At 65.7% G+C, this 25,248-nt stretch carries 21 protein-coding genes and 1 tRNA gene; 13 read left to right on the plus strand and 9 right to left on the minus strand.

Annotation, left to right across the window (positions count from 1 at the left end):
• Window positions 1-80 precede the first annotated feature (80 nt).
• Complete coding sequence (locus Q4G14_RS07855) at window positions 81-2,906, plus strand: glutamine-synthetase adenylyltransferase (RefSeq protein ID WP_303361186.1); 2,826 nt, start codon at window positions 81-83, stop codon at window positions 2,904-2,906.
• Between the two features lie 145 nt (window positions 2,907-3,051).
• Here Q4G14_RS07855 and dapA read toward each other — a convergent pair whose 3' ends face one another.
• Window positions 3,052-3,927 (minus strand): 4-hydroxy-tetrahydrodipicolinate synthase, encoded by an 876-nt coding sequence (dapA, locus tag Q4G14_RS07860; protein ID WP_303361187.1) that lies wholly within the window; start codon window positions 3,925-3,927, stop codon window positions 3,052-3,054.
• Window positions 3,928-4,039: 112 nt separating this feature from the next.
• Here dapA and Q4G14_RS07865 point away from each other — a divergent pair, with 112 nt between their 5' ends.
• Window positions 4,040-6,190 (plus strand): lytic transglycosylase domain-containing protein, encoded by a 2,151-nt coding sequence (locus Q4G14_RS07865; protein ID WP_303361188.1) that lies wholly within the window; start codon window positions 4,040-4,042, stop codon window positions 6,188-6,190.
• On the opposite strand, the gene Q4G14_RS07870 is transcribed toward Q4G14_RS07865, so the two are convergent.
• Window positions 6,153-7,079 (minus strand): DMT family transporter, encoded by a 927-nt coding sequence (locus Q4G14_RS07870; protein ID WP_303361189.1) that lies wholly within the window; start codon window positions 7,077-7,079, stop codon window positions 6,153-6,155. The two genes, Q4G14_RS07865 and Q4G14_RS07870, sit on opposite strands and share 38 nt — an antisense overlap.
• A gap of 243 nt (window positions 7,080-7,322) precedes the next feature.
• The gene (gene ilvC / locus Q4G14_RS07875; RefSeq protein ID WP_303361190.1) at window positions 7,323-8,345 is read right to left on the minus strand and encodes a ketol-acid reductoisomerase; all 1,023 of its coding nucleotides are present in this window, start codon (window positions 8,343-8,345) and stop codon (window positions 7,323-7,325) included.
• Between the two features lie 131 nt (window positions 8,346-8,476).
• Between ilvC and Q4G14_RS07880 the strand changes: the two genes are divergently transcribed.
• From Q4G14_RS07880 to Q4G14_RS07890, 3 genes are all read left to right on the plus strand, one after another.
• The gene (locus tag Q4G14_RS07880; protein ID WP_303361191.1) at window positions 8,477-8,932 is read left to right on the plus strand and encodes an Lrp/AsnC family transcriptional regulator; all 456 of its coding nucleotides are present in this window, start codon (window positions 8,477-8,479) and stop codon (window positions 8,930-8,932) included.
• A complete protein-coding gene (locus Q4G14_RS07885) occupies window positions 8,929-9,387 on the plus strand; it encodes an Lrp/AsnC family transcriptional regulator (RefSeq protein WP_303361192.1) in 459 nt (152 codons plus the stop codon). The genes Q4G14_RS07880 and Q4G14_RS07885 overlap by 4 nt, the downstream gene beginning before the upstream one ends.
• Window positions 9,388-9,693: 306 nt before the next feature.
• Window positions 9,694-11,259, plus strand: a complete 1,566-nt coding sequence (locus Q4G14_RS07890) for a 2-isopropylmalate synthase (RefSeq protein WP_303361193.1) — start codon at window positions 9,694-9,696, stop codon at window positions 11,257-11,259.
• 39 nt (window positions 11,260-11,298) lie between these two features.
• On the opposite strand, the gene Q4G14_RS07895 is transcribed toward Q4G14_RS07890, so the two are convergent.
• Window positions 11,299-12,138, minus strand: a complete 840-nt coding sequence (locus Q4G14_RS07895) for a glycosyltransferase (RefSeq protein WP_303361194.1) — start codon at window positions 12,136-12,138, stop codon at window positions 11,299-11,301.
• A gap of 236 nt (window positions 12,139-12,374) precedes the next feature.
• On the opposite strand from Q4G14_RS07895, the gene Q4G14_RS07900 reads away from it, so the two are divergent.
• The 6 genes from Q4G14_RS07900 to Q4G14_RS07925 are packed head-to-tail and all read left to right on the plus strand — an operon-like array spanning window position 12,375 to window position 18,893.
• Window positions 12,375-13,409, plus strand: a complete 1,035-nt coding sequence (locus Q4G14_RS07900; protein WP_303361195.1) for a rod shape-determining protein — start codon at window positions 12,375-12,377, stop codon at window positions 13,407-13,409.
• 13 nt (window positions 13,410-13,422) lie between these two features.
• Window positions 13,423-14,364: a rod shape-determining protein MreC gene (mreC, locus tag Q4G14_RS07905; protein ID WP_303361196.1), complete on the plus strand. Its 942-nt coding sequence runs from the start codon at window positions 13,423-13,425 to the stop codon at window positions 14,362-14,364.
• Window positions 14,348-14,896 carry a rod shape-determining protein MreD gene (locus Q4G14_RS07910; protein WP_303361197.1) on the plus strand — a complete coding sequence of 183 codons (549 nt, stop codon included), beginning with the start codon at window positions 14,348-14,350 and terminating at the stop codon, window positions 14,894-14,896. Before mreC ends, Q4G14_RS07910 begins: the two co-directional genes overlap by 17 nt.
• The gene (gene mrdA, locus Q4G14_RS07915) at window positions 14,893-16,842 is read left to right on the plus strand and encodes a penicillin-binding protein 2 (protein ID WP_303361198.1); all 1,950 of its coding nucleotides are present in this window, start codon (window positions 14,893-14,895) and stop codon (window positions 16,840-16,842) included. Before Q4G14_RS07910 ends, mrdA begins: the two co-directional genes overlap by 4 nt.
• Window positions 16,843-16,852: 10 nt before the next feature.
• A complete protein-coding gene (rodA, locus tag Q4G14_RS07920) occupies window positions 16,853-17,992 on the plus strand; it encodes a rod shape-determining protein RodA (RefSeq protein WP_303361199.1) in 1,140 nt (379 codons plus the stop codon).
• Between the two features lie 4 nt (window positions 17,993-17,996).
• Window positions 17,997-18,893, plus strand: coding sequence for a glyoxylate/hydroxypyruvate reductase A (locus Q4G14_RS07925; protein ID WP_303361200.1), 897 nt, complete (start codon window positions 17,997-17,999; stop codon window positions 18,891-18,893).
• Here Q4G14_RS07925 and Q4G14_RS07930 read toward each other — a convergent pair.
• The 4 genes from Q4G14_RS07930 to folK all read right to left on the minus strand — a co-directional run bounded on the left by Q4G14_RS07930 (window position 18,887) and on the right by folK (window position 22,842).
• The gene (locus Q4G14_RS07930) at window positions 18,887-19,510 is read right to left on the minus strand and encodes a DUF2062 domain-containing protein (RefSeq protein WP_303361201.1); all 624 of its coding nucleotides are present in this window, start codon (window positions 19,508-19,510) and stop codon (window positions 18,887-18,889) included. The genes Q4G14_RS07925 and Q4G14_RS07930 overlap by 7 nt on opposite strands.
• A gap of 78 nt (window positions 19,511-19,588) precedes the next feature.
• Window positions 19,589-21,703 carry a bifunctional (p)ppGpp synthetase/guanosine-3',5'-bis(diphosphate) 3'-pyrophosphohydrolase gene (locus tag Q4G14_RS07935; protein ID WP_303361202.1) on the minus strand — a complete coding sequence of 705 codons (2,115 nt, stop codon included), beginning with the start codon at window positions 21,701-21,703 and terminating at the stop codon, window positions 19,589-19,591.
• A gap of 25 nt (window positions 21,704-21,728) precedes the next feature.
• Window positions 21,729-22,085: a DNA-directed RNA polymerase subunit omega gene (rpoZ, locus tag Q4G14_RS07940; RefSeq protein WP_303361203.1), complete on the minus strand. Its 357-nt coding sequence runs from the start codon at window positions 22,083-22,085 to the stop codon at window positions 21,729-21,731.
• A gap of 70 nt (window positions 22,086-22,155) precedes the next feature.
• Window positions 22,156-22,842: a 2-amino-4-hydroxy-6-hydroxymethyldihydropteridine diphosphokinase gene (folK, locus tag Q4G14_RS07945; protein WP_368661339.1), complete on the minus strand. Its 687-nt coding sequence runs from the start codon at window positions 22,840-22,842 to the stop codon at window positions 22,156-22,158.
• Here folK and Q4G14_RS07950 point away from each other — a divergent pair.
• Entirely contained in the window at window positions 22,815-23,366 is a 552-nt protein-coding gene (locus Q4G14_RS07950; RefSeq protein ID WP_303361204.1) for an NYN domain-containing protein, read from the plus strand. The two genes, folK and Q4G14_RS07950, sit on opposite strands and share 28 nt — an antisense overlap.
• A gap of 98 nt (window positions 23,367-23,464) precedes the next feature.
• Window positions 23,465-23,548: transfer RNA gene (locus Q4G14_RS07955), tRNA-Tyr, on the plus strand.
• Between the two features lie 144 nt (window positions 23,549-23,692).
• Here the strand turns inward: Q4G14_RS07955 and Q4G14_RS07960 are convergent.
• Entirely contained in the window at window positions 23,693-25,222 is a 1,530-nt protein-coding gene (locus Q4G14_RS07960) for a hypothetical protein (protein ID WP_303361205.1), read from the minus strand.
• Between the last annotated feature and the right edge of the window lie 26 nt (window positions 25,223-25,248).

Genomic DNA, 25,248 nt, shown 5'->3' on the forward strand with positions numbered 1-25,248 from the left:
GTCAGCTAACAGTCTGTTTACGGATGCCCCGGCGCGTTCCCGCGTTGACGCGGCCCGGTGCCACGTTATCGTGCGCGATCATGAGCTTTGTCGATCAGATCCGCCGCCAGCCCGTTCCTCTTGACCCGACCCGCGCCGATGCCGTGCGGCAGACCGCTGCGGGCGCGCCGCCTGCGCTGGTTGACCTGATGGCGGGGGCGGCGGGGTCCAGCCCCTATCTGGCCGGGCTGATCGACCGCGAAGGCGCGTGGTTTCTGGAACAGCGCGATCATGCCGATGTGGTCGTCCGCGAAACGGCAGGGTTCGACGAACTGGACGCCGACGATCTTGGCCCGGCGCTGCGCCGCGCGAAACGCCGCGTCGCGCTGTATGCCGCGCTGGCCGATCTGGGCGGGGTCTGGGAATTGGAGCAGGTCACGGGCGCGCTGTCCGATCTGGCCGACCGCGCCGCCGATCTGGCGCTGCGGGTTCACATCGCGGCCGAGGCGCGGCGCGGCAAGCTGCCCCTGTCGCGCGACGGCACCGATGCGGGCGGGCTGTTCGCGCTGTCCATGGGCAAGGGCGGCGCGCGCGAGCTGAATTATTCGTCCGACATCGACCTGATCGTGCTGTTCGACGATGCCGCCTATGATCCCGATGACGTCCCCGAGGCCCGCGCCGCCCTGATCCGCGCCACGCGCAAGGCCGCCGCGCTGCTGTCGGATGTCACCGAACACGGCTATGTCTTTCGCACCGACCTTCGGTTGCGCCCCGATGCGGCGGTGACGCCGATCTGCATGTCGGCATCCGCCGCGCTGACCTATTACGAGGCCGAGGGCCGCACATGGGAACGCGCCGCCTATATCAAGGCCCGCCCGGCGGCGGGCGATCTGGCGGCGGGGGCGCGGTTCCTGCGCGACCTGCGCCCCTTTGTCTGGCGCAAGCATCTGGATTTCGCCGCGATTCAGGATGCCCACGACATGCGGCTGCGCATCCGCGATCACAAGGGGCTGGGCGGCCGGCTGGCCGTGCCGGGCCACAACATCAAGCTGGGCCGCGGCGGCATCCGCGAGATCGAGTTCTTCACCCAGACCCGGCAGTTGATCGCCGGCGGGCGCGACCCCGACCTGCGCTGCCGCGATACGGTGGGCGGGCTGGCGGCCTTGGCGGCCAAGGGCTGGATACCGCAGGCCGTGGCCGAGGAACTGACCGCGCATTACCGCGAACACCGCGACATCGAACACCGCATCCAGATGGTCAACGACGCGCAGACCCATTCGCTGCCCAAAGATGACGCGGGTCTGGCGAAAATCGCCGCGCTGATGGGCGAAACCGATGTGGCGGCGTGGTCCGACCGGCTGCTGGCGCGGCTGGAGCGGGTGCATGACCTGACCGAGAATTTCTTCGCCCCCGGCGAGGCCGACGACCTGCCCCCCGTTTCGGACGAGGCGCAGGCGATCATCGACCGCTGGCAGGGCTATCCCGCGCTGCGCACCGAGCGGGCGCAGCAGATCTTTCGCCGGGTGCAGCCCGAACTGCTGTCGCGCATGTCCCGCGCCGCCCACCCGGACGAGGCACTGGCCCGCTTTGACAGCTTTCTGGCCGGACTGCCCGCCGGGGTGCAGTTGTTTTCCCTGTTCGAGGCCAACCCCTCGCTGATTGCGCTGATCGTGGACATCTGCGGCACCGCTCCGGGGCTGGCGGCCTATCTGGCGCGGCATCAGGGTGTGCTGGATGCTGTGCTGGGCGGGTCGTTCTTTGCCCCGTGGCCGGGCGCCGAGGGGCTGCGCGCCGAACTGACCGCCGTGCTGGACAGCGCGCTGAATGCGCCGGGCGGCGGCTATGAAGCCGCGCTGGATACCGCCCGCCGCTGGGCGCATGAGTGGCATTTCCGCATCGGCGTGCATCACCTGCGCGGGCTGATCGACGCCGACGAGGCGGGCGGTCAATATGCCGATCTGGCCGATGCGGCGATCGCGGCGCTGTTCCCCGTGACCGCCGCCGATTTCGCCCGCCGCCATGGCCCGCCGCCCGGTCGTGGCGCGGTGGTGCTGGGCATGGGGTCCTTGGGCGCGCGGCAGTTGAACGCCGGTTCCGATCTGGACCTGATCGTGATCTATGACGCGGATGGGGCAGATCAGTCGGATGGCCCGCGCCCGCTGGCCGCGCGGCCCTATTATGCAAGGCTGACGCAGGCGATGATTACCGCCGTGTCCGCCCCGACCGCCGAAGGCCGCCTTTACGAAGTGGACATGCGCCTGCGCCCCTCGGGGCGGCAAGGCCCGGTGGCGACCTCGGTTCAGGGCTTCGAGAATTATCAGATGAGCGAAGCCTGGACATGGGAGCATCTGGCCCTGACCCGTGCCCGAGTGGTGGGCCGGGCCGGGCCGGATGCGGATGCGCTGGTCGATCAGGTGGAATCGCTGCGCCTGTCGGTGCTGAAGGCCAAGGGCGGCGCGGCACAGGTGATGCCCGATCTGGCCGACATGCGCCGCCGCATCTTTGCCGCCAAGCCGGTCAATGGCGCGTGGGAAGCCAAGGTCGGTCCGGGCCGCCTGCAAGACATCGACCTGCTGGCCCAATCCTACGCTCTGCGCGCCGGCGACCCGGCCCGTGGCACGGCAGCGCAACTGCGCACCGGCCGCCGCGCCGGGCTGGCCGACAAAGCCGCGACCGAGGTGCTGACCAGCGCCCACCGCTTCCTGTGGCGCCTGCACGCCTCGGCCCGGCTGCTGACGGAAAAGCCGCTGGATATGGCCGAAATCGGGCACGGCGGGCAGGAATTCCTGCTGCGGGAAACCGGCAGCGAAACGCTGGATGCGCTGGCCCACAGGCTGGCCGACCACACCAATGCCGCCAGTGCCCTGATCGCAGCCGAATTGCCGCATGACGATGGTGAACAGGGCGAATCAGACGCCCGACCCTGACCAGCCGATCAAAACGCCTGATGGCACCGCCGCCTGCTAATCTGCCCCCTCTGGTCAGGCGGCCCGGGCAGGAGCCTCCGGCGGGGGGCGCAAAGCCCCCCCCTGCGACCGTTCGCATAGATCGGGAGCGGTTCAGCCGAGGTGGTCAGATCAGCCCGGCATGGGCCATGGCGGCGTCGATCTGTTTGCGGGTTGCATCGGTCAGGCCGACCAGCGGCAGACGCACCCTTTCGTCGCACAGGCCAAGGCGTGACATGGCATATTTCGCGCCCACCAGCCCCGGTTCGACAAAGATGGCGATGTGCAGCGGCATCAGCTTGTCCTGATATTCCAGCGCGGTTGCATAATCGCCGCGCAGCGTCGCTTGCTGAAATTCGGCGCAGAGCTTGGGCGCGACATTCGCCGTGACCGAGATGCAGCCGACACCGCCATGCGCGTTGAACCCCAGTGCAGTCGCATCCTCGCCCGAAAGCTGGATGAAGTCGGCCCCGCAGGTCATGCGCTGGCATGATACCCGCTCCAGCTTGCCGGTGGCGTCCTTGACGCCGACGATCCGTGGCAGGCGGGCCAGTTCGCCCATGGTTTCCGGTGTCATGTCGATCACGGAACGGCCCGGAATATTGTAGATGATGATCGGAATATCCGCCGCTTCGTGCAGTTCGGTGTAATGCGCGATCAGCCCGGCCTGAGTCGGCTTGTTGTAATAGGGCGTCACCACCAGCGCGGCATCGGCACCCACCTCGGCGGCGAATTGCACCAGCCCGCGTCCTTCGCGCGTCGAGTTCGACCCGGCCCCCGCGATCACCGGCACCCGGCCTGCAGAGACATCGACCACCACTTCGATCACTTTGCGGTGTTCGTCATGGGTCAGGGTCGGGCTTTCGCCGGTGGTGCCGACCGGCACGATGGCGTGGCTGCCTTGGTCTATATGCCACTCGACCAGCTTTTTCAGCGTGTCCAGATCCAGCTCGCCGTCCGGTGTGAACGGCGTGATGAGGGCAGGCATCGACCCTTTGAACATGACACGCTCCTGTGTGGTTTCGCGATGTGGTTTGTCTGGCTTAGCGCCGCTGGCCGGTCTTGCCAAGGATGTGTCTTGCTTATCTGCGCCATGGCCCGCACAACAGGCCGCAATGAAACAGCCGTTCCAAAACCTGTCCCGCGCCGCCCTGCTGGCGTTTGGTATGATTGCCCCCGCACAAGCCGAAAACGCGGGCGCGATGGCGCTGGCCCTGTCCGCCGCCGAGGCGCGCGACTGGACCACCGCCCGCGATGCCGCTGCGGCATCCGGCCCGCTGGCGGAAACCATTGTCGGCTGGCAGGCGCTGCGGTCGGGGCATGGCGAATTTGCCGATTATCTGGCCTTTGTGCGCCGCCATCCCGATTGGCCGGGGCTGGATCTGTTGCGCCAGCGCGGTGATGCCAAGCTGCGCCCCGGTCTGCCCGCGGCCGATGTGATCGCCTGGCTGGATGGCCGCCCGCCGCAAACCCTGGCGGCCGAACAGGTGCTGCTGGCCGCGCTGCCCCCCGATCAGGCGGCGGCGGAACGCGCGCGGTTCTGGGCGCAGGCCGCGCTGTCGGTGGCGGATGCGGCGGCGTTTCTGGCCGCTTATCCCGATCTTGCCCCGCTGACCGGCGCGCGGATCGCCTATCTTCTGGATCAGCAGGAATGGGCCGCAGCCGAGGCCTCCTTGCCCCTGCTGCCCGAGGCCGACCGCGCGTTGCCCGCCGCGCGCATCGCCTTGCAGGCGGGGCGGCAAGGGGTGGACGATCTGATCCTTGCGCTGCCCGACGATCAGCGCGCCGACCCCGGCCTGACGCTGGATCGCTTTTTGTGGCGGGTGCGCAACCGCAATGCCGACGGTGCCCGCGCCCTGATGCTGGACGCATCCACCAGCGCCGAGGCTCTGCGCCGCCCCGAGCTGTGGGGATCGCGCCGGGCCGATTATGCGCGCGCGGCGATGCGGGCCGGCGACTGGCCGCTGGCCGAGCGGTTCGCGGCAAACCACTTTCTGCCGCAGGGCGACCGGAACTATGCCGATCTGGAATGGCTGGCTGGCTATGCCGCGTTAAGGCAGGGGGCCGCGGATCGGGCGCTGGACCACTTCCTGCATCTGGAAACGCAGGTCGGCGCGGCGATCAGCACATCGCGCGCGCTGTATTGGCAGGCCCGCGCGCTGGATGATCTGGGCCGGTCGCGCGATGCGCAGGCCACCTTTGCCCGCGCGGCGCAATTCCCGGGCACCTATTACGGCCAGCTTGCGGTCGAACGCAGCGGCGCGGCCATGCCCGCCGGTTTCGCCGTCACCGGACCGGCCATCGACACGCTGCCCGACTGGCGCGGCAGCGATCTGCGCCGGGTTGAACCCTTTCGCGCCGCGCTGTGGTTGATCGCCACCGGCCGCCGGGACGAGGCGCAGCGGTTCCTGATCCACCTTGCCGCCACCGCCTCGCCGGATGACATCGCCCGCATGTCGCGCCTGATGTATGAAGCCGGTGCGCCCTGGTTCGGCCTGCGCCTGTCGAAACAGGCGGCCAGCAAGGGGGTGATCTTTCCGGCGGCGCATTTCCCGCTGACCGATCTGGCGGACAAGGATCTGGGCGTGCCCACCGAACTGGCGCTGTCCATCGCCCGTCAGGAAAGCGAGTTCAACCACCGCGTCGCCAGCCACGCCGGGGCGCAGGGGCTGATGCAGGTCATGCCCGATACCGCCCGCGACATGGCGCGGCGCATAGGCGAACCCTATGACCTGTCCCGGCTGACCAGCGATCCGGCCTATAACGCCCGTCTGGGCGGGGCCTATCTGCGCGGGCTGCGCGACAGGTTCGGGGCCTCGGTCGCGCTGGTCGCTTCGGGCTATAACGCCGGGCCGGGGCGGCCTGCACGCTGGCTGGGCGATTTCGGCGATCTGCGGCAGGGGGCCGATCCGGTGGATTGGGTCGAACTGATCCCCTTTGACGAAACCCGCAACTATGTGATGCGCGTGGCCGAGGCGCAGCCGATCTACCGCGCCCGCCTGTCGGGCAAGCCCGCGCCCATCGTGCCGACCTTTGACCTGACCGGCGGCGGGATCATGCCACCCCCGCCGCTGCGGCTGACGCTGGCCATGTCGCGCCCGCCAGTGGCCAAACCCTTTATCGGCCCGCAACTGCCGCCCGACTGGCGCCCGCCCGTAACACCGCAGGATGTGATCTGGCCTGAAACGGCGGCCGGGCTGGTGCCGCCCGGAACAGGCAGCGCCTCGCTCAGCTTTGGCGGCGCTGCCGGGTCCGCCACAAGGTGAACAGCCCGGCGGCCACCACGATGGCCGCGCCGATCACCACATTCAGCCGCAGCGTTTCGCCAAAGATCAGCACGCCGATAAAGCTGACCCAGACAAGCTGCGTATAGGCAAAGGGTTGCAGCGCCGAGGCCTCGGCCAGCTCATAGGCTTTTATCAGCATGAAATGCGATGAAATCGCCGTCACGCACAGCAGGGCCATCCAGATCCAGTCGCCCGGCGCCAGCCAGACCCATTCGCGCAGCCCGACAAAGGTGATCGCAACCGCCCCGGCAATCCCGGTCCAGAAAAAGCTGACCACCGCCGGATCGTCACGGGCCACCAGCCGCGTCAGCAGGCCGTAAACCGCAAACATCACCGCCGCGATCAGGGGCAGGGCGGCAGCCGGGGCAAACACCGTCCCGCCAGGGTTCAGCACGATCAGAATGCCGACAAAGCCCACGCCGATGGCCAGCCACCGCCGCCAGCCGACCTTCTCGCCCAGAAAAGGCCCCGACAGCGCCGCCACCAGCAGCGGATACACGGTAAACACGGCGTGGGTCTCGACCAGCCCCAGCCGCACAAAGGATTCGACCATCACCACGACTTCCGCGACCAGCAGAACGCCGCGAAAGATCTGCGTCACCGGCCGCTTTGACCGGATCGCCCGGCGCAACCCGCCCGGCTGGCGCGACACCAGCCAGATCACGAACAGCGCAAACACCCAGAACCGCAGCATCACGATCAGCACAGGGGGATAGTCGCCCGCCAATTGCCGCGATAACCCGTCCTGCATCGCAAAGATCAGACTGGTCGCGCACATCAGCACGATGCCCAATCCCGTGCGATCCCGTATCGGAGCCGCAGGGGGCGGCACGGCGGTCTGCGGCAGAGGCGTGGTCTTGTCGGGCATGGCGGCCTCTTGGCAGGTCAAAATCTGTGCGTGACGCAAACCATCGGCCCAAGCCGCCGCAGAATCAAGGCGCGGAAACGGACAAATCCGGGATAACCGCCCGCCCCCCGCACAATATAAAAACAGCCCGGCAAAACCCGCGCCGGACCCGATCTGCGCCTTGAACCAGACAGGCGCATCTTTGGTCGTCAAATATCCCACAGGGGGTCCGGGGGATGTGAAATCCCCCGGCCTTCGGGCGGGTCAGTTCCGCGCCCGGTCCACCATCTTGCCCTTGGAAATCCACGGCATCATCTCGCGCAGCTTGGCACCGACCTGCTCGATCTGATGTTCGTCATTGATGCGGCGGGTCGCCTTGAACGAGGGCTGGCCGACGGCGTTTTCCTGCATGAAGTCGCGCACGAACTTGCCGGTCTGGATGTCGCGCAGAACCGCCTTCATCCGCGCCTTGGTTTCGTCATAGGGCAGGATGCGCGGGCCGCTGACATATTCGCCATATTCGGCGGTGTTGCTGATCGAATAGTTCATGTTGGCGATGCCGCCTTCATAGATCAGATCGACGATCAGCTTCACTTCGTGCAGGCACTCGAAATAGGCCATCTCGGGTTCATAGCCCGCCTCGACCAGCGTTTCAAAGCCCATGCGGATCAGTTCGACCAGACCACCGCACAGCACCGCCTGTTCGCCGAACAGATCGGTTTCGCATTCCTCGCGGAAGTTGGTCTCGATGATGCCCGAACGCCCGCCGCCAATGGCCGAGCAATAGGACAGCGCGATGTCCATCGCCTTGCCGGTCGCGTCCTGATGCACCGCGACCAGGCAGGGCACGCCGCCGCCTTTGGTGTATTCGCCGCGCACGGTGTGGCCGGGGCCTTTGGGGGCCATCATGATGACATCGACGCCGGGCTTCGGCTCGATCAGGCCGAAATGCACGTTCAGGCCGTGGGCGAATGCAATCGCCGCGCCTTCGCGCAGGTTGTCATGGACGTATTTCTTGTAGGTTTCCGCCTGCAATTCGTCGGGCATGGTGAACATGATGAGGTCGGCCCATTTGGCGGCCTCGGCGATTTCCATGACTTGCAGGCCCTCGCCCTCGGCCTTGGCGCGGCTGGGGCTGCCTTCGCGCAGGGCGACGACCACGTTCTTGGCACCCGAATCGCGCAGGTTCAGCGCGTGGGCGTGCCCCTGAGAGCCATAGCCCAGAATGGCGACTTTTTTATCCTTGATAAGGTTCACGTCGCAGTCGCGGTCATAGTAAACGCGCATGATCTTTTCCCTGATAGCGTTTCGATGCTGTCTTTCTAGGGCGAGTGGGCATTCAGGTCTGTTCATTTTTCACGGATTATGCGTAACTATCGTCGAATTCATGCCGCTATTTGGAGTTTTTCGAAAAAATCATGCCTGATGCCACGGACCGCCGGATTCTGCGCCAGCTTTTGGCCGACCCCGATCTGCCTAATCCCGAACTGGCGCGCCGTGCCGGGGTGACGGCCGCCAGCCTGTGGCGGCGGCTGGAACGGCTGCGCGAAACCGGCGTCTTGCAGGGGGTCGAAGCGCGGATCGACTGGCGCGCCCTGGGGTGGGAGGTCGAGGTCAGCTTGCGCTTTACACTCGATAAAACCAACCCGCGCGCCTTTGACGAATTTCTGGCCGCCGCGCGCGAGGTGCCCGAGGTCACGGAAATCCAGACTTTTCTGGGCAGCGTGGATATTCGCCTGTCGGTGATTGCGCGCGATATGGCGCATTGGCAGCAGATCTATCGCGACCGAATCCTGACCTTGCCGCATGTGTCCGACAGCGATGCGCTGATGCTGGTGTCCACCATCAAGAACAGCGGAGCCTTGCCGCTATGACAGCCGATGACACCGATCTGGCGATCCTGCGCCTGCTGGCGGCGGATGCGACGCAAAGCGCGGCGGATATTGGCCGCGCGGTCGGCATCGGCCAGCCGGCGGCCTGGCGGCGTATCCGGCGGCTGACCGATGCCGGCGTGATCCGGGGGCGGCGCGTGGTGCTGGACAGCGCCGCGCTGGGGTTCGGGGTGACGGTGTTTCTGGGCATCCGGCTGGCCACCAAGGGCCGCACCAGTCTGGAAGATTTCGAACGCGCCGTCACCGCCATCCCCGAGGTGCAGCTGGTTCAGCATGTTCTGGGCCAGTTCGATTACCGTCTGCGCATCACCGCCCGCGATATTTCCGACTTTGAACGCATCCTGCGCCGGCGGATCATGACCTTGCCGGGGGTGGGGCAGGTCGAGGCCAATGTCATGCTGTCCGAGGAGCGCCGGCCCGGACCTTTGGGGGGGTAGGCGGGGTCGTGCCCCAAGGTGCGTATTTGGGCAAACAGGAAGCCATGGTCCGGGTTGCGGCGGCGTGTGCGGAATATGTGCCGGGTGATATTTTTCCTCTTTTCATCGCGGTTTGGGGGCGGCATAGTTCGCGGCATGACCCGGACCCGACATATCATTGTTCAGACAGGGGCGCATTCCTGCGCGCCCGTTGCCGTGAACCTCCGTGGTCTGCTGCTGCTTACGCTGCGCTGAGCGGGTCCGCCGGGCCGCCGCTCAGTCAGGTTGGTGCCCGGTTTCCCCGAGAACTCAGCGAAAGACAGCGTTATGACCGACAAGAACCGCGTTTACATCTTTGACACCACCCTGCGCGATGGCGAACAGTCGCCGGGTGCCACCATGTCCCATGCCGAAAAGCTGGAAATCGCCCAGATGCTGGATGATATGGGCGTCGATATTATCGAGGCCGGTTTCCCCATCGCATCCGAGGGCGATTTTGCCGCCGTGTCCGAGATTGCCCGGCAGGCGCAGAACAGTGTCATCTGCGGGCTGGCGCGGGCGCAACTGCCTGACATCGACCGCTGCTGGGAGGCGGTGAAGCACGCCCGTCGCCCGCGCATTCACACCTTTATCGGCACCTCGCCCCTGCATCGGGCGATTCCGAATCTGGATATGGACCAGATGGCCGAGCGGATCGAGCAGACCGTGACCCATGCCCGCAACCTGTGCGACAATGTGCAGTGGTCGCCGATGGATGCGACCCGGACCGAACATGATTACCTGTGCCGCGTGGTGGAAATTGCCATCCGCTGTGGCGCGACGACGATCAATATTCCCGACACCGTGGGCTATACCGCGCCGCGCGAATCCGCCGATCTGATCCGTATGTTGCTGGAGCGGGTGCCGGGGGCGGATAACATCATCTTTGCCACCCATTGCCACAACGATCTGGGCATGGCGACGGCCAATGCCTTGGCGGCGGTCGAGGCGGGGGCGCGGCAGATCGAATGCACCATCAACGGTCTGGGCGAACGCGCGGGCAATACTGCGCTGGAAGAAGTCGTCATGGCGCTGAAGGTTCGCCACGACATCATGCCCTTTGATACCGGCATCGACACGACGAAAATCATGGGGATCAGCCGCCGCGTGGCGCAGGTCTCGGGCTTTCCGGTGCAGTTCAACAAGGCGATCGTCGGCAAGAATGCGTTCCTGCATGAATCCGGCATCCATCAGGATGGCGTGCTGAAGAATGTCGAGACCTTTGAAATCATGCGCCCCGAGGATATTGGCCTGACTGCCGCCAATATCGCCATGGGCAAGCACTCGGGCCGCGCCGCGCTGCGGTCCAAGCTGGCCGAGCTGGGCTTTGACGTGGGCGACAATCAGCTGAAGGATGTGTTTGTCCGCTTTAAGGCGCTGGCCGACCGCAAGAAGGAAATCTTTGACGAAGACCTAATCGCGCTGATGCAGGACAGCGCCGCGAATACCGGCGACGATCATTTGCAGGTCAAGCATCTGCGCGTGGTCTGCGGCGGCGGGGAACCGGCACTGGCCAGCCTGTCGATGGCCGTGGATGGCGAGGAAAAGACCGTCGAGATGCACGGCGACGGGCCGGTGGATGCGGCCTTTAACTGCGTCAATGCGTTGTTCCCGCACAAGGCGGTTCTGCAACTGTATCAGGTCCATGCCGTGACCGAGGGCACGGATGCGCAGGCCACCGTTTCCGTCCGGCTGGAGGAAGACGGCCGGATCGCCACCGGGCAGGCGGCGGATACCGATACGATTCTGGCCAGCGTCAAGGCTTATGCCGGGGCGCTGAACCGGCTGATCGTGCGCCGTGCCATGACCGGGCCGGATGCGGATGCGAAACAGATCAGCATGTATTCGCATTGAGGGATGTGCCGGGGGCGTCTGGTGACGGCCCCGGTTTCACTATGCCCAATGGGCGGGGCGCAGGCTTTCCAGGTCGATCCCGGCAAGATAGGGGAAATGCCGGTTCAGGCTGGCGTCAAAGGCCGTGCGGTCCAGCCGGGTCAGATGGGGTGGCAATTTGTTCAGATCCAGCGCGCGCGAATCTGACGGCCAGCGCAGCAGCAGGGTGGCCGGGGCATCATGCACGATCAGGCTGGTCATCAGTTGACCGACGCGGAAATGCGGGCGGGTAAAGATGCTGAGCCGCGGGTTGGCCACGCGCATCGCCAGCCCGCCGCCCAGAAAGGGCAGGTTCATCGCCAGCAAGGTCGTGGGCTGGCCCGGATACAGCGCCACGTTCAGCCCGAGGGCAAAGCTGATGGCGTATTGGCTGATCCCTGCCAGCCGCCGGGCGTTCGCGCGCAGGCGGATGATATAATCGGCGGCCAATGCGTCGTCGTCATCCAGCCGGAACTGCACCAGATCGCCGCCGCTGGCCTTGTGCAGCTCCAGCAGGGTGGGGCGCAGCGCGTCGCTCAGATCGGTTTCGTCTGTCACCAGCAGGTGAATTTCGTCATGCCCGTCGCACAGGTCGCGCAGCCGGCTCAGCCAGTGGCCGGGCATCCGGGCCGAGGTGACGATCAGGAACACGAACCCCGGCTGTTGTTGCGCCAGAACCGAGGGCAGGCAGATGGTCTCAAAGGCGTGAAACCGCGCGGCCATGCGGTCATCGGCATAAAGATTGGCGGCGGCGCCGGTCAGAAACGCCTCGGTCCGTTCGGGGCGGCCGCGAAAAGCCGCGAAATCCGACTGTCCCAGAAAGGAAAACCGGCAGATGCCAAGGATGACAGGGTGGGGCATATGGACCTCGGGTGCGGCTAATCGGGTTGCTGCTGGGTAACGGCGGCACCTGCTGCGGTCAACAGATGGCGAAACCCCGCCCGTTACACGCTTAACGGGCTTTCGCACCGGCGCGCGGGCCTCTATACGGGGCCACGCCATGGCGTGGGGCGATTCCGCGCCGTCCGCACATGGGCGCGGGCAAAATCAGACGGGCAGACGGCAGGCCGGAAAACCGGCGTGAAAGGATAGCAGGCATGGCATTCGGCGGGTTGTTTTCGACCGACATCGCGATTGATTTGGGCACGGCCAACACGCTGGTCTATGTCAAGGGCAAGGGGATCATCCTGAACGAACCCTCGGTCGTGGCCTATCACGTCAAGGACGGCAAGAAACAGGTGCTGGCCGTGGGCGAGGACGCGAAACTGATGCTGGGCCGCACCCCCGGCAGCATCGAGGCGATCCGCCCGATGCGCGAAGGCGTCATCGCCGATTTCGACAGCGCCGAGCAGATGATTAAGCACTTCATCAAAAAAGTGTTCAGGCGCACGACGTTTTCCAAGCCCAAGATCATCGTCTGCGTGCCGCATGGCGCGACTCCGGTCGAAAAGCGGGCGATCCGGCAGTCGGTTCTGTCGGCTGGCGCGCGCAAGGCGGGGCTGATCGCCGAACCCATCGCGGCGGCGATCGGGGCGGGGATGCCGATCACCGAACCCACCGGCAGCATGGTCGTGGACATCGGCGGCGGCACCACCGAAGTGGCGGTTCTGTCGCTGGGCGATGTGGTTTATGCGCGCTCGGTCCGGATCGGCGGCGACCGCATGGACGAGGCGATCATCAACTATCTGCGCCGCAACCAGAACCTGCTGATCGGGGAATCGACGGCGGAACGGATCAAGACCAGCATCGGCACCGCGCGGATGCCCGATGACGGGCGCGGGGCCACGCTGATGGTGCGCGGGCGCGATCTGCTGAACGGTATTCCCAAGGAAATCGAGATTACCCAGGCCATGGTCGCCGAGGCGCTGTCGGAACCCGTGCAGGCGATTTGCGAGGCGGTGATGGTCGCGCTAGAGGCGACGCCGCCCGATCTGGCCGCCGACATCGTGGATCGCGGTGTCATGCTGACCGGCGGCGGGGCGATGCTGGGCGATCTGGATCTGGCGCTGCGCGAACAGACCGGCTTGTCGATCACGCTGGCCGATCAACCGATGAGCTGCGTTGCGCTTGGCACCGGCAAGGCGCTGGAATACGAAAAGCAGCTGCGCCACGTCATCGACTACGACAGCTGACGGGCGACGCGCCGTGGCAGCCAGAGGGCCGGACTATATCACGCCGCTGCGGCGGGTGCTGATCGCCCTGCTGGCGCTGGTTCTGCTGACCATGTTCCTGTTCTGGCGCATCGACAGCCCGCGCGCCGAACGGGCGCGGGTGGCGCTGATCGACCGTTTCGTGCCCTCGTTCGAATGGGCGCTGGTGCCTGTGACCCGGCTTAGCCAGATGGTTGCGGGTTTTCAGTCGTATTCGCGGCTTTATGAACAGAATCAGGAACTTCGCCGCGAATTGCAGCGGATGACGGCGTGGAAGGAAGCCGCCGTTCAGCTAGAGCAGGAAAACGCCAAGCTGTTGGCGCAGAACAATGTGCGGATTGATCCGGCGCTGACCTCGGTCACGGGAATGGTGACAGTGGACAGCGGCACGGCCTTTCGTCAGTCGCTGTTGCTGAATGTCGGCGCGCGTGACGGGATCGTGGACGGTTGGGCCACGATGGACGGGCTGGGGCTGGTCGGGCGCATTTCCGGCGTGGGCGAACGCACCAGCCGCGTTCTGTTGCTGACCGATCCCAGCAGCCGGGTGCCGGTGACGATCCAGCCCTCGGGGCAGCACGCGCTGCTGAGCGGCGATAACACGCCGCGCCCGGTGCTGGATTTCATCGAGGGGCCGGAAAACGTCCGCCCCGGCGACCGGGTTGTGACCTCTGGCGATGGCGGGGTGTTTCCGCCGGGCCTGCTGGTCGGGCAGGTGGCGCAAGGGGCCGACCGGCGGATGCGGTTAAGCATGGCGGCGGATTACGGGCGGCTTGAATTTCTGCGCGTCGTCCGCAGCCAGCCGGGCGAGGTTCTGCCCGACAACGGATCGCTGATTACCCAAGGCGTCGTGCCCTCGGCGCCCGAACAGGACATCGACCTGATGCCCGGCTTTAACGGCGCGTCACCCGCCGCCCCCGCGGATGCGGCAGATGATTGAGGGCGCGCGCGGGCGGATGCTGGCGGGCACCGGCCTGTTCTGCATCTGTATCCTCGGGCTGCTGTTCATGCGCCTTTTGCCGCTGAACGGCGGGCTGGTCAGTTGGCCCGGTCCCGATCTGGGCCTGTGCCTGACCTTTGCCTGGCTGCTGCGCCGCCCCGCGCAGGTGCCCGCGCTGCTGATCGCGGCGCTGTTTCTGCTGGAAGACGTGATGCTGTATCGCCCCATCGGCCTGTGGGCGCTGATCGTGCTGCTGGGGTCTGAATCAGCACGCTTGCGTGAACACCGTTGGCGCGAGCATCCCTTCATGGTTGAATGGTTGCGCGTGTCGATCCTGATCGGGCTGATGATGCTGGGGTATCGCATCGCGCAGGTGCTGGTTCTGCTGCCGGTTCCGGCTTTGGGGCAGGTGATGCTGCAATATATCGCAACCGTAGCGGCCTATCCGCTGGTGGTTGTCGTGGCGCGCTGGACCCTCGGCCTGCGCCGCGTCAGCCCGGCGGATGCCGACAAACTTGGGTGGTCGAGGTGAAGAAATCTCCCCGCGAAATCATCGAAAGCAGCCGCCAGATCGGGCGGCGCGGCCTGTTGCTGGGGGCGATGCAACTGGGCGTCGCCGGGGCGCTTGGCTGGAAAATGCGGTCGATGCAGCTTGACCATGCCGATGAATACCGGCTGCTGTCTGACGGCAATTCGATCAAGATCAGGCTGCTGCCCCCGGCGCGCGGGCTGATCCACGACCGCAACGGCGTGCTGGTGGCGGGGAACGAACAGAACTACCGCGTGACCCTGACGCGCGAGGATGCGGGCGGCGATGTCGAAGGCGTGCTGCGCGCGCTGTCGCGGCTGATCCCGCTGCCCGACGACCGTATCGCCGCGCTGTTAGAGGAGTTTTCCAAACGCAGCGCCATCACGCCGATCAGCATCGCCGACCGGCTGACATGGGATCAGTTCAGCGCTATCGCGGTGAACGGCCCGGCCCTGCGCGGGGTGACGCTGGAATCCGGCCTGTCGCGCAGCTATCCGCGCAAGGGCGATCTGGCGCATGTGATGGGCTATGTCGGGCCGGTCAGCGATTACGACCTGTCCCGGATCGAGGAACCCGATCCGGTGCTGCGCTTGCCGGAGTTCCAACTGGGCAAAGTCGGTATCGAATCCAAGCTGGAAGACGTGCTGCGCGGCAGCGCCGGTGCCCGCCGGGTCGAGGTGAACAGCGCCGGCCGCGAGATGCGCGAACTGGGCCGGCAAGAGGGGATTCAGGGCAGCACCGTGCAACTGACCATCGACGCACGGCTGCAAAACTATGCCGAACAGCGCCTTGGCGAAGAAAGCGCGGCTGCCGTCGTCATGGATGTGCGCACGGGCGAGCTGATCTCGATCACCTCGGCCCCGACGTTCGATCCGAACGCCTTTGTGCGCGGCATCTCCAGCGCCGATTACCGCTTTTTGATGGAACACGATCACCGCCCGCTGGCCGACAAGACGGTGCAGGGGGTTTACCCGCCGGGGTCCACCTTCAAGATGGTGACGCTGCTGGCCGGGCTGGAATCGGGGATCATCAACGCGGGCTGGCGGTCGTATTGCCCCGGCTATACCACCGCAGGGGGTCGCCGCTTTCACTGTTGGAGCAGGGGCGGACACGGCAGCGTGGACGCGATCAAAAGCCTGGAAGAAAGCTGCGACGTTTACTATTACGACCTGTCGCAGCGCATCGGCATCGACCGTATTGCCGCGATGGCGCGCAAGCTGGGCATCGGTGTGCGCCACGATCTGCCCATGTCGGCGGTGGCCGAGGGGATCGCCCCCGACCGCGCGTGGAAGCGCGCGCGTTACGATCAGGAATGGCAGGTCGGCGACAGTCTGAACGCCTCGATCGGGCAGGGCTATGTGCTGGCCTCGCCGCTGCAACTGGCGGTGATGACGGCGCGTATCGCCTCGGGGCGGGCGGTCGAGCCGCGGCTGATCCGCGCCATCAACGGCGTGTCGCAGATCCCCGACACGCCCTTCCCGGAACTGGACATCAGCGCCGCCAATCTGCGCGTGGCCCGGCGCGGCATGGATGCGGTGATGAACAGCGCGCGCGGCACCGCAAAACGGTCGCGCATCCTGCCTGATGAGTGGCGCATGGCGGGCAAGACCGGCACCAGTCAGGTGCGCAACATCACCGCCGCTGAACGGGCGCGCGGGGTGATCCGCAACGATCAACTGCCGTGGAACCGGCGCGACCATGCGCTGTTCGTCTGCTATGCGCCGTTCGATAACCCGCGCTATGCGGTGTCGGTGGTGGTGGAACATGGCGGCGGCGGGTCCACCGCCGCAGCGCCGATTGCGCGCGACATCCTGCTGTTTGCGCTGGCGGGCGGGCTGCCGCCGCTGAATGCGGTGCCATCCGATCAACAGGTGCCGATGCGCGACCGCAACGAAGCGATGGAGCTGTTCGAGCCGGAACCCGCCCCCGCCGCGCGGACACGGGCATAAGGGGCGCGGCATGTCGTATCTGAACTATCAGGTTGCCCAGACCCCGACCGGGCTGCGCAAGTTTCTGTTCATCAACTGGCCGCTGGTATTCCTGATTACGGCGGTTGCCTGCACCGGGTTTCTGATGCTGATCTCGGTCGCCGGGGGCAGGGCGGACACCTGGGCCGAGCCGCAGATGTATCGCTTTGCCGTCGGTATGGTGATGATGATCGGGCTGGCCTTTGTGCCGATGTGGTTCTGGCGCGGGATCTCGGTCCCGTTCTATGTGCTGTGCTTTCTGCTGCTGGTGGCGGTGGATCTGTTCGGCACCATCGGCATGGGGGCGCAGCGGTGGATCGACCTTGGCCCGATCCGGTTGCAACCATCGGAATTGATGAAGATCGCGCTGATCCTGCTGCTGGCGGCCTATTACGACTGGCTGGACCCGGACCGGGTGTCGCGCCCGCTGTGGGTGCTGATCCCGGTGGTGCTGATCCTTGTGCCAACGGCGCTGGTGCTGATCCAGCCCGACCTTGGCACCTCGATCATGCTGGTGACGGGCGGCGGGATCGTGATGTTCGCGGCGGGGGTGTCGCTGTGGTATTTCGGCGTTGTGATCGCCATGGCGGTCGGGCTGGTGGTGGCGGTGATGCAAAGCCGGGGTACCGACTGGCAGTTGCTGAAGGATTACCAGTTCCGCCGCATCGACACCTTTCTTGACCCGACCGCCGACCCGCTGGGGGCGGGATACAACATCATCCAAAGCCAGATCGCGCTGGGGTCGGGCGGCTGGTCGGGGCGCGGCTTTATGCAGGGCACACAGTCGCGGCTGAACTTTCTGCCCGAAAAGCACACCGACTTTATCTTTACCGTGCTGGCCGAAGAATTCGGCTTTATCGGCGCGTCATCCTTGCTGGCGCTGTATCTGCTGATCGTGGGCTTTTGCCTGTATTCGGCGCTGACCAACCGAGACCGCTTTGCCAGCCTGATTACCATCGGCATCAGCGGCACGTTTTTTCTGTATTTCGCCATCAACATGGCCACGGTAATGGGGCTGCTGCCGGCCAAAGGCTCGCCGCTGCCTCTGGTCAGCTATGGCGGCACCTCGCTGATGATTCTGATGATCGGGTTCGGGCTGGTGCAATCGGCCCATGTCCACAGGCCAAGGTGACATCATGCGCGTTCTGTTTTCCGCCCCCGATGCATACTGGCCCGCATGGGCACCCGCCCTGCACGCGGCCTGCCCGGATATGGACCTGCGCCGCGATGGCCCGCCCGACACGTTCGACGCCATCATCTATGCGCCGGGCGGGCTGACCGACTTCGCGCCCTATACGAATGCGCGACTGGTCCAGAGCCTGTGGGCCGGGGTCGAACGCATCATCGGCAACCCGACGCTGACGCAGCCGCTGGCGCGGATGGTCGATCCGGGGTTGCGGCAGGGAATGGCGGAATATTGCACCGGCTGGGTGATGCGGGCGCATCTGCATATGGACGCCTGTGTGCAGGATGGCGTCTGGCGGGGCGGGCAGGTGCCGCCTCTGGCCGCTGATCGCCGCGTCACCGTGCTGGGCATGGGCGAACTGGGCAGCGCGGTGGCCGCCATGCTGCGCGGCATCGGCTTTGATGTGGCGGGCTGGTCGGCATCCGGGCGCGGGGCGGAATTTGCCGGGGCAGAGGGCCTGCCCGACGCGCTGGCGCGGGCCGAGGTGCTGATCTGCCTTTTGCCCGATACGCCCGACACCCGCGATCTGCTGAATGCTGCGCGGCTGGCGATGCTGCCGCGCGGGGCGTGGGTCATCAATCCGGGCCGCGGCACGCTGATCGACGACGATGCGCTGTTGTCTGCGCTGGATACGGGGCAGGTCGGCCGCGCCGTGCTGGACGTGTTTCGGGCCGAACCGCTGCCGCCGGACCATCCGTTCTGGGCGCATCCGCAGGTGTTCGTCACCCCGCATATCGCGGCTGAAACCCGGCCTGCGACGGCGGCGGGGGTGGTGGCCGAAAACCTGCGCCGGGTGATGGCGGGGCAGGTGCCGCTGTATCTGGTGGACCGGGCGCGCGGCTATTGATCGCGCGGGGGGGCGGGGGGCTGTTCGTGCAGCCTGGCGGCCTCGGCCCGTGCCCTGGCGATGCGGGCCTCCATCTTGCGGACGCGGCGGTTGTGATAGGCGCGGATCACCGGCACGGTCAGGTAATGACAGGTTACGGCCGCGATCAGGCCGGGGCCAAGGCCGCCGATCAGATAGGGCAGGAACACCTGCTCGGAAAAATGCGCCAGATGATCCCAATGCGCCGTGGCCTCGGTGAACAGGGCCAGAAAATTGTGCCAAAGCTGCGCGGTCGCGCGTGAGAACTCGCCGAAAATGCGCTGAGGGCTAAGCTGGCCGGGCAGGCCCAGCATCCAGCGGCCCAGGGTCAGCGACACCGCCGCGATAAAGGGAAAGGTGATCGGATTGCCGACAAAGGTGGCCAGCAGCGCGGCCAGAATATTGCCCCGGATCAGCCAGGCAATCAGCGCCGAGGCAAGAAAATGCAGGCCGAACAGCGGCGTGAACGAAATGAACACCCCCGCCGCCACCCCGCGCCCGATGCGGTGCGGCTGGTCGGGCAGGCGGCGGACGCGGTGCAGGACATAGGTGGCAGCCCGCCGCCAGCCGCCGCGCGGATAGACAATATCCGATGCCATCTGGCTGTAGCTGCGCGGTTTGCGGCGTTTGAACAAAGCGCCCCCCTGGACTTGTTACACGGCGGCCCGGCCCGGCGGTCAGGGTTTGCGGTCCGGGTCGCGCACCCTTGCAACCTGCGCCACATCGCTTTCGGCCTCAAGGGCTGTCAGCAGATTGTGCAGATGTTCGCGGTCGCGCAGGGCGACCTCGATGCGCAGGCGATAAAAGTCGGGCTTGCGGTTCACGAATTCGAGGTCGGAAATATTCGCCCCCTGCGTGCCGATCAGCGTGCAGATGCGCCCCAGAACGCCGGCGTCGTGGCGGATCGTCAGGTTAAGCACGGTGGAATAGGCGGCGGGGTGGTGCCCCTCGCGCCAGCGCAGATCGACCCAGCGGTCGGGGCTGTCCTCGTATTCGGCCAGAACCGGGCAGTCGATGGCGTGGATCACCACCCCCTTGCCGCGATAGGTGATGCCGACGATTCGTTCCCCCGGCAGCGGGTTGCAGCAGGGCGCACGCTGAAAGCTGGTGTCGGCCTCTAGCCCGGCAAAGGGGCGGCGGGCGTCCACCTCGTCCTGGCGTTGGGCCAGTTCGGGATACAGCGTGGACAGCACCGCCTGCACCGAGACTTCGGCGCTGCCGATCCGGGCCAGCAGTTCGTCGCCGTTCGGCAGGCCCATCTGCCGCGCGGCGGTGCGCAGCGCCTTGTCGGTGACGCGGCGCCCGACATGTTCAAAGCCCACCCGCGCCAGTTCGGCGCCAAGGCGGATAAAGCGGCCACGGTCTTCCTCGCGCAGCGAGCGGCGGATCGCGGCCTTGGCGCGGCCCGTCACCACGATGTCCAGCCATGTCGCCTGCGGTCGCTGACCGGCTGCGGCGATCACCTCGACCGACTGGCCGTTTTTCAGCCGCGTCCACAGCGGCACGCGGATGCCGTCAACCTTGGCGCCAACGCAGGAATTGCCCAGACGGGTGTGGATCGCATAGGCAAAGTCGATCGGGGTTGCCCCGCGCGGCAACTGGATCACGTCGCCAAGCGGCGTAAAGCAGAAGACCTGATCGGAATACATCTCAAGTTTGACGTGTTCCAGAAATTCGTCGTGGTTTTCCTCGCCAAAGCGTTCGGTCAGGGTGGCGATCCATTCCGCCGGATCGACGGCAAAGGGGTTCTGCGTGCGCACGCCGTCGCGATAGGCCCAATGTGCGGCCACGCCCGCCTCGGCCACTTCGTGCATCTGGCGGGTGCGGATCTGAACCTCGACCCGCTTGCCGTCGCGCCCCGATACAGTGGTGTGGATCGAACGATAGCCGTTGACCTTGGGCTGGCTGATGTAATCCTTGAACCGCCCCGGCACCGCGCGCCAGCGATGGTGGATGATGCCAAGCGCGCGGTAACAATCCGTTTCCGACCGGGTGATGATCCGAAACCCGTAGATGTCGGATAACCGGCTGAACGCCAATTGTTTTTCCTGCATCTTGCGCCAGACCGAGAACGGCTTTTTCGCGCGGCCGTAAACATCGGCGTCGATGCCTTCGCGTTCCAGTTCGCTGCGGATGTCGGCGGTGATCTGGCCGATCACATCGCCCGATTCCTTTTGCAGGCTGACAAAGCGGCGGATGATCGAGTTTCGCGCCTCGGGGTTGATGACCTTGAAGGCAAGGTCTTCCAGTTCCTCGCGCATCCATTGCATCCCCATGCGCCCGGCCAGCGGGGCGTAGATGTCCATGGTTTCACGCGCTTTTTGCAACTGTTTGTCGGGGCGCATCGACCGGATGGTGCGCATGTTGTGCAGCCGGTCGGCCAGCTTGACCAGAATAACGCGCAGATCGCGCGACATGGCCATGAACAGTTTGCGAAAATTTTCGGCCTGTTTGGACTGTGCGCCTGACAATTGCAGGTTGGTCAGCTTGGTGACGCCATCGACCAGATCGGCAATATCGCGCCCGAACAATTCCCGCACCTCTTCCCAGGTGGATCGGGTGTCCTCGATCGTGTCATGCAGCAGGGCGGTGACGATGGTGGCGTCATCCAGCCGCATTTCGGTCAGAATCGCGGCGACGGCAACGGGATGGGTAAAGTAAGGCTCGCCCGAGTGGCGAACCTGACCTTCGTGCATTCGCTGGCCGTAATCATAAGCAGCGCGGATCAGTTCCTGATTCGAGCGCGGGTTATAATTGCGCACCAGAACAATCAGGTCTTCGACATCCATCATTGCCGCCGAAGATCCCATTCTGGCGTTAGTCGCGCTGGTTCGCTTCCAGCATCATGCGCAGCATCCGTTCCTCGGATTCTTCATCGGCGGGCTTGGGACGGTCGATTTCCGCGCCAAGCAGCAGGGCCATCGCGTCCTCTTCCGGTTCGTCCACCTCGATCTGGGTCTGGCTGGATTCGATCATCCGTTCGCGCAGGTCATCGACGGGCTGCGTTTCTTCGGCGATTTCGCGCAGGGCGACCACCGGGTTCTTGTCGTTGTCGCGGTCCAGGGTCAGCGTTGCACCTGCGGCAATTTCGCGCGCACGATGCGATGCAAGCATCACCAGATCGAACCGGTTCGGAACCTTGTCAACGCAATCCTCGACGGTTACGCGGGCCATGAATCACCTATTGTTTGCGAATCGCACATCCGGGGCGAAAACGCATAACTGATGGCCTGCGCAGCAAATGTCAAGCCCGGACCATGCCTTGCAGCGCCTGCGGCGGCAGCGCCGCCAGCATCTGCGCCACTGTCTGCCCGGTGCGCGGATGCCGCCAGCCGGGCGCGATTTCGGCCAGCGGCAGCAGCACGAATCCCCGGTCCTGCATCCGCGGATGCGGCAGGATCAGTTCGCCGGGCGTTTCGGCCTGCTGGCGGTCCGGGGGCAGGGCGCGCCATTCGTCCTGAGTCTGCGCATCAGGCAAAACCAGCCCGTTCCAGCCGATCAGATCCAGATCGGCGGTGCGCGCCGTCCACCGCCCTTGCCGCTGACGATCCAGCCGCGCTTCGGTATCGTGCAGTCGCGCAAGCAATTGGTGCGGCGTCATGGCGCAGGTCAGAATCGCGGCTGCATTGCAAAACTCTGGCCCACTTCCTGCGGGATGTGCAGGAGTTGCCCAAAAGTGACTGATTGCACGGATTGAAACTTCTGGCTGCGCGTGCATGATCGCCAGCGCGGTTCGCAGTGTCTGTGCAGGATCGCCCGCCCGGGACGGCAGATTCGCGCCAAGCGCAAGCAGGATTTGTGATGATTGCTTCAATTGTCTGCCCTGACCGTCCGGCCGATATGAATTTGTAGCCGAGCAGTCAGTTTCACCCAGCACGCAGCAAAAACGAAGGCCAAAAACGAATGTTCTACAAAGACGACAGGCTTGCACTGTTTATTGACGGATCGAACCTCTATGCCGCCGCCAAGGCACTGGGCTTTGACATCGACTACAAGCTGCTGCGACAAGAATTCGAACGCCGGGGCAAGCTGATCCGCGCCTATTACTACACCGCGCTGCTGGAGGGCGAGGAATATTCGCCCATCCGCCCGCTGGTCGATTGGCTGAACTACAACGGTTATTGTCTGGTGACAAAGCCGGCCAAGGAATACACTGACGCCATGGGCCGCCGCAAAATCAAGGGCAACATGGACATCGAGCTGTGCGTCGATGCGATGGAGCTGGCCCCGCGTCTGGATCACGCCGTGCTGTTTTCCGGCGACGGCGATTTCCGCCCGCTGGTCGAGGCGTTGCAGCGGCAGGGCCTGCGGGTTTCGGTCGTGTCCACCATCCGCAGCCAGCCGCCGATGATCGCCGATGAATTGCGCCGTCAGGCGGATAACTTCATCGAACTGGACGCGCTGCGCGACATCATCGGCCGCCCCCCGCGCGAGAATGCCGCGCCCGAGGCGTGATCGGATAAAATCGGGGGCGAAATCTGCTTGACGCCCCCGACGCCGGGGGCTAATCACCCCCCCACGCCGAGGCGTTCGACACCAGTCGATCACATCGGGGGCGACGTGCTGCAAGGTGCGGCAGCGGACTGTAACTCCGCCGGGGAGACCCATGCCTGGTTCGATTCCAGGGTCGCCCACCATTTCCATTTTCATTCCGGTTCTATGGTGGCCTTTATTGGCATCACCCTGCGGCATATGCGCGCGCTGTGGTGTCAATTGCGGCTGATGTGCCGGCGGCATGGATTGCGTCCATTGCCACCGGCTGATTTGCCGCCCCGGCGCGGTTACTGCCCGGCCAGATGGGTTGCCAGCGCGCGGCTCTGCCAGTCGGTCAGTGCCTGATCTGCCGCGCGGTCGCGGGCTGGACGCCAGTCGGGATCACTGCCAAAGCGGGTGTCCAGCCGCGCCATCAGCCCCTGTGCGGTCCCATCGCCCGCAGCCCCGGCCAGCGCGGCCAGCCGCCATGCCATCAGATAGCCGCGCGGCACGCCGCTGCCTTGCTCATAGGCCAGTGCCGCGTCGCGCAGCGCCGTGATCGAGGCAAAGGTGTCATCGGGCAGGGCGCTGTCCACGGCGGGTTGCGCGGCCAGCAGGTCGGCCATGGGCAGATGCGACTCGATCCGGTCCAGCATGGCCAAGGCCCCGGCTTGCCCCGCCTGCGCCGCGCTTTGCGCCAGCGCATAGGCCGCCGCCGGGTCGGAGGCCAGCCGCAGATCGGCCAGAACCAGCGCCACCTCGGGGTCGTCGTTGGCCAGCGGGGTCAGCAGATCAATGGCGCGCGCGGTGTTCTGCGGCAGGCCCTGACCCCGCGCCAGGGCCAGCCCGGTGGCGCGCGCGTCGCCCGCATCGGGCGCGGCCATCAGCGCAAGGGGCGGCACCGGCGCTGTGTTGGAAAAGCGCGGGCGGAACAGGTCGGCGGCCATATCAGACGTTTGCCACAGGGTCGTGTCAAAGCTGACCGGCTGATCGGGGCGGATCTCTGCGGTGATCTGGCCCGGCTGCGCGACAAAGCTTTTCAGCGCGGCGACAAACCCCTGTTCCATTTCGTGCCGGGCGGTGCCGGGGGCGGCTGTCACCATCTGATCCAGCGCGGCAGGGGATGTGGCATGGGGCGGCAGCATCGGCTGCACGCGCTGCCACAACCCGTTGTCCTGCACGGTCAGATGCGCCGATCGCAGCGTGCCGCGCAGCCCGGCGTCCTGCTGCGATGGGGGTTGCACCTCGCCGACCATATCGCGCAGCAGCGAGGGGGCGGTCAGCGCCAGATAGTCGAAATCGGCGGAGGCCTCGATCCGGGCAAGGTCGGGGGCGATCATCACGATGTCGGCGGCATAGGCCCCGCTGCCGCTGCCTTGCCGGATGTCTGCCGACAGATGCGACAGGTTGATCTGGCTCTGCCCGGTAAAGGCGGAAATCATGATCGCATTCGGGCCAAAGCAGTTGTTGGCGATGCTGACCCCGGCGGCATCGGCGCGCATCGCCAGATCGTCGCCGCCCCAGAACGACAGCCCGGTCAGGCTGATGCGATCCACGGAAATGTCGCAATTGGCATTGTTCACGACGGGGCCGATATGCAGATCGCGGATCGTCAGCGCCCCGCGCGCGGCATCGGCTTCCAGCGCGCCATAGCGCACATCGGCAACCATCCGGGCATAAGTGACCACGATCCGCAGCAGACCCGCGCCAATATCCGCCGCAGAAATCACCGGCTGCGGCTGGAGGGCTGGCTGCGCTGCCGCCATCATCGGCAGGGCCGGACAAATCAGCGCGCCCATGGCGCAGGTGGACAGCAGGCGTTTGACTGTGATGTGCATCCGGGGTTCCCTCTTGGCGTGGCGGC

It is taken from the genome of Paracoccus sp. (in: a-proteobacteria) (assembly GCF_030538755.1).
Classification (GTDB): domain Bacteria; phylum Pseudomonadota; class Alphaproteobacteria; order Rhodobacterales; family Rhodobacteraceae; genus Paracoccus.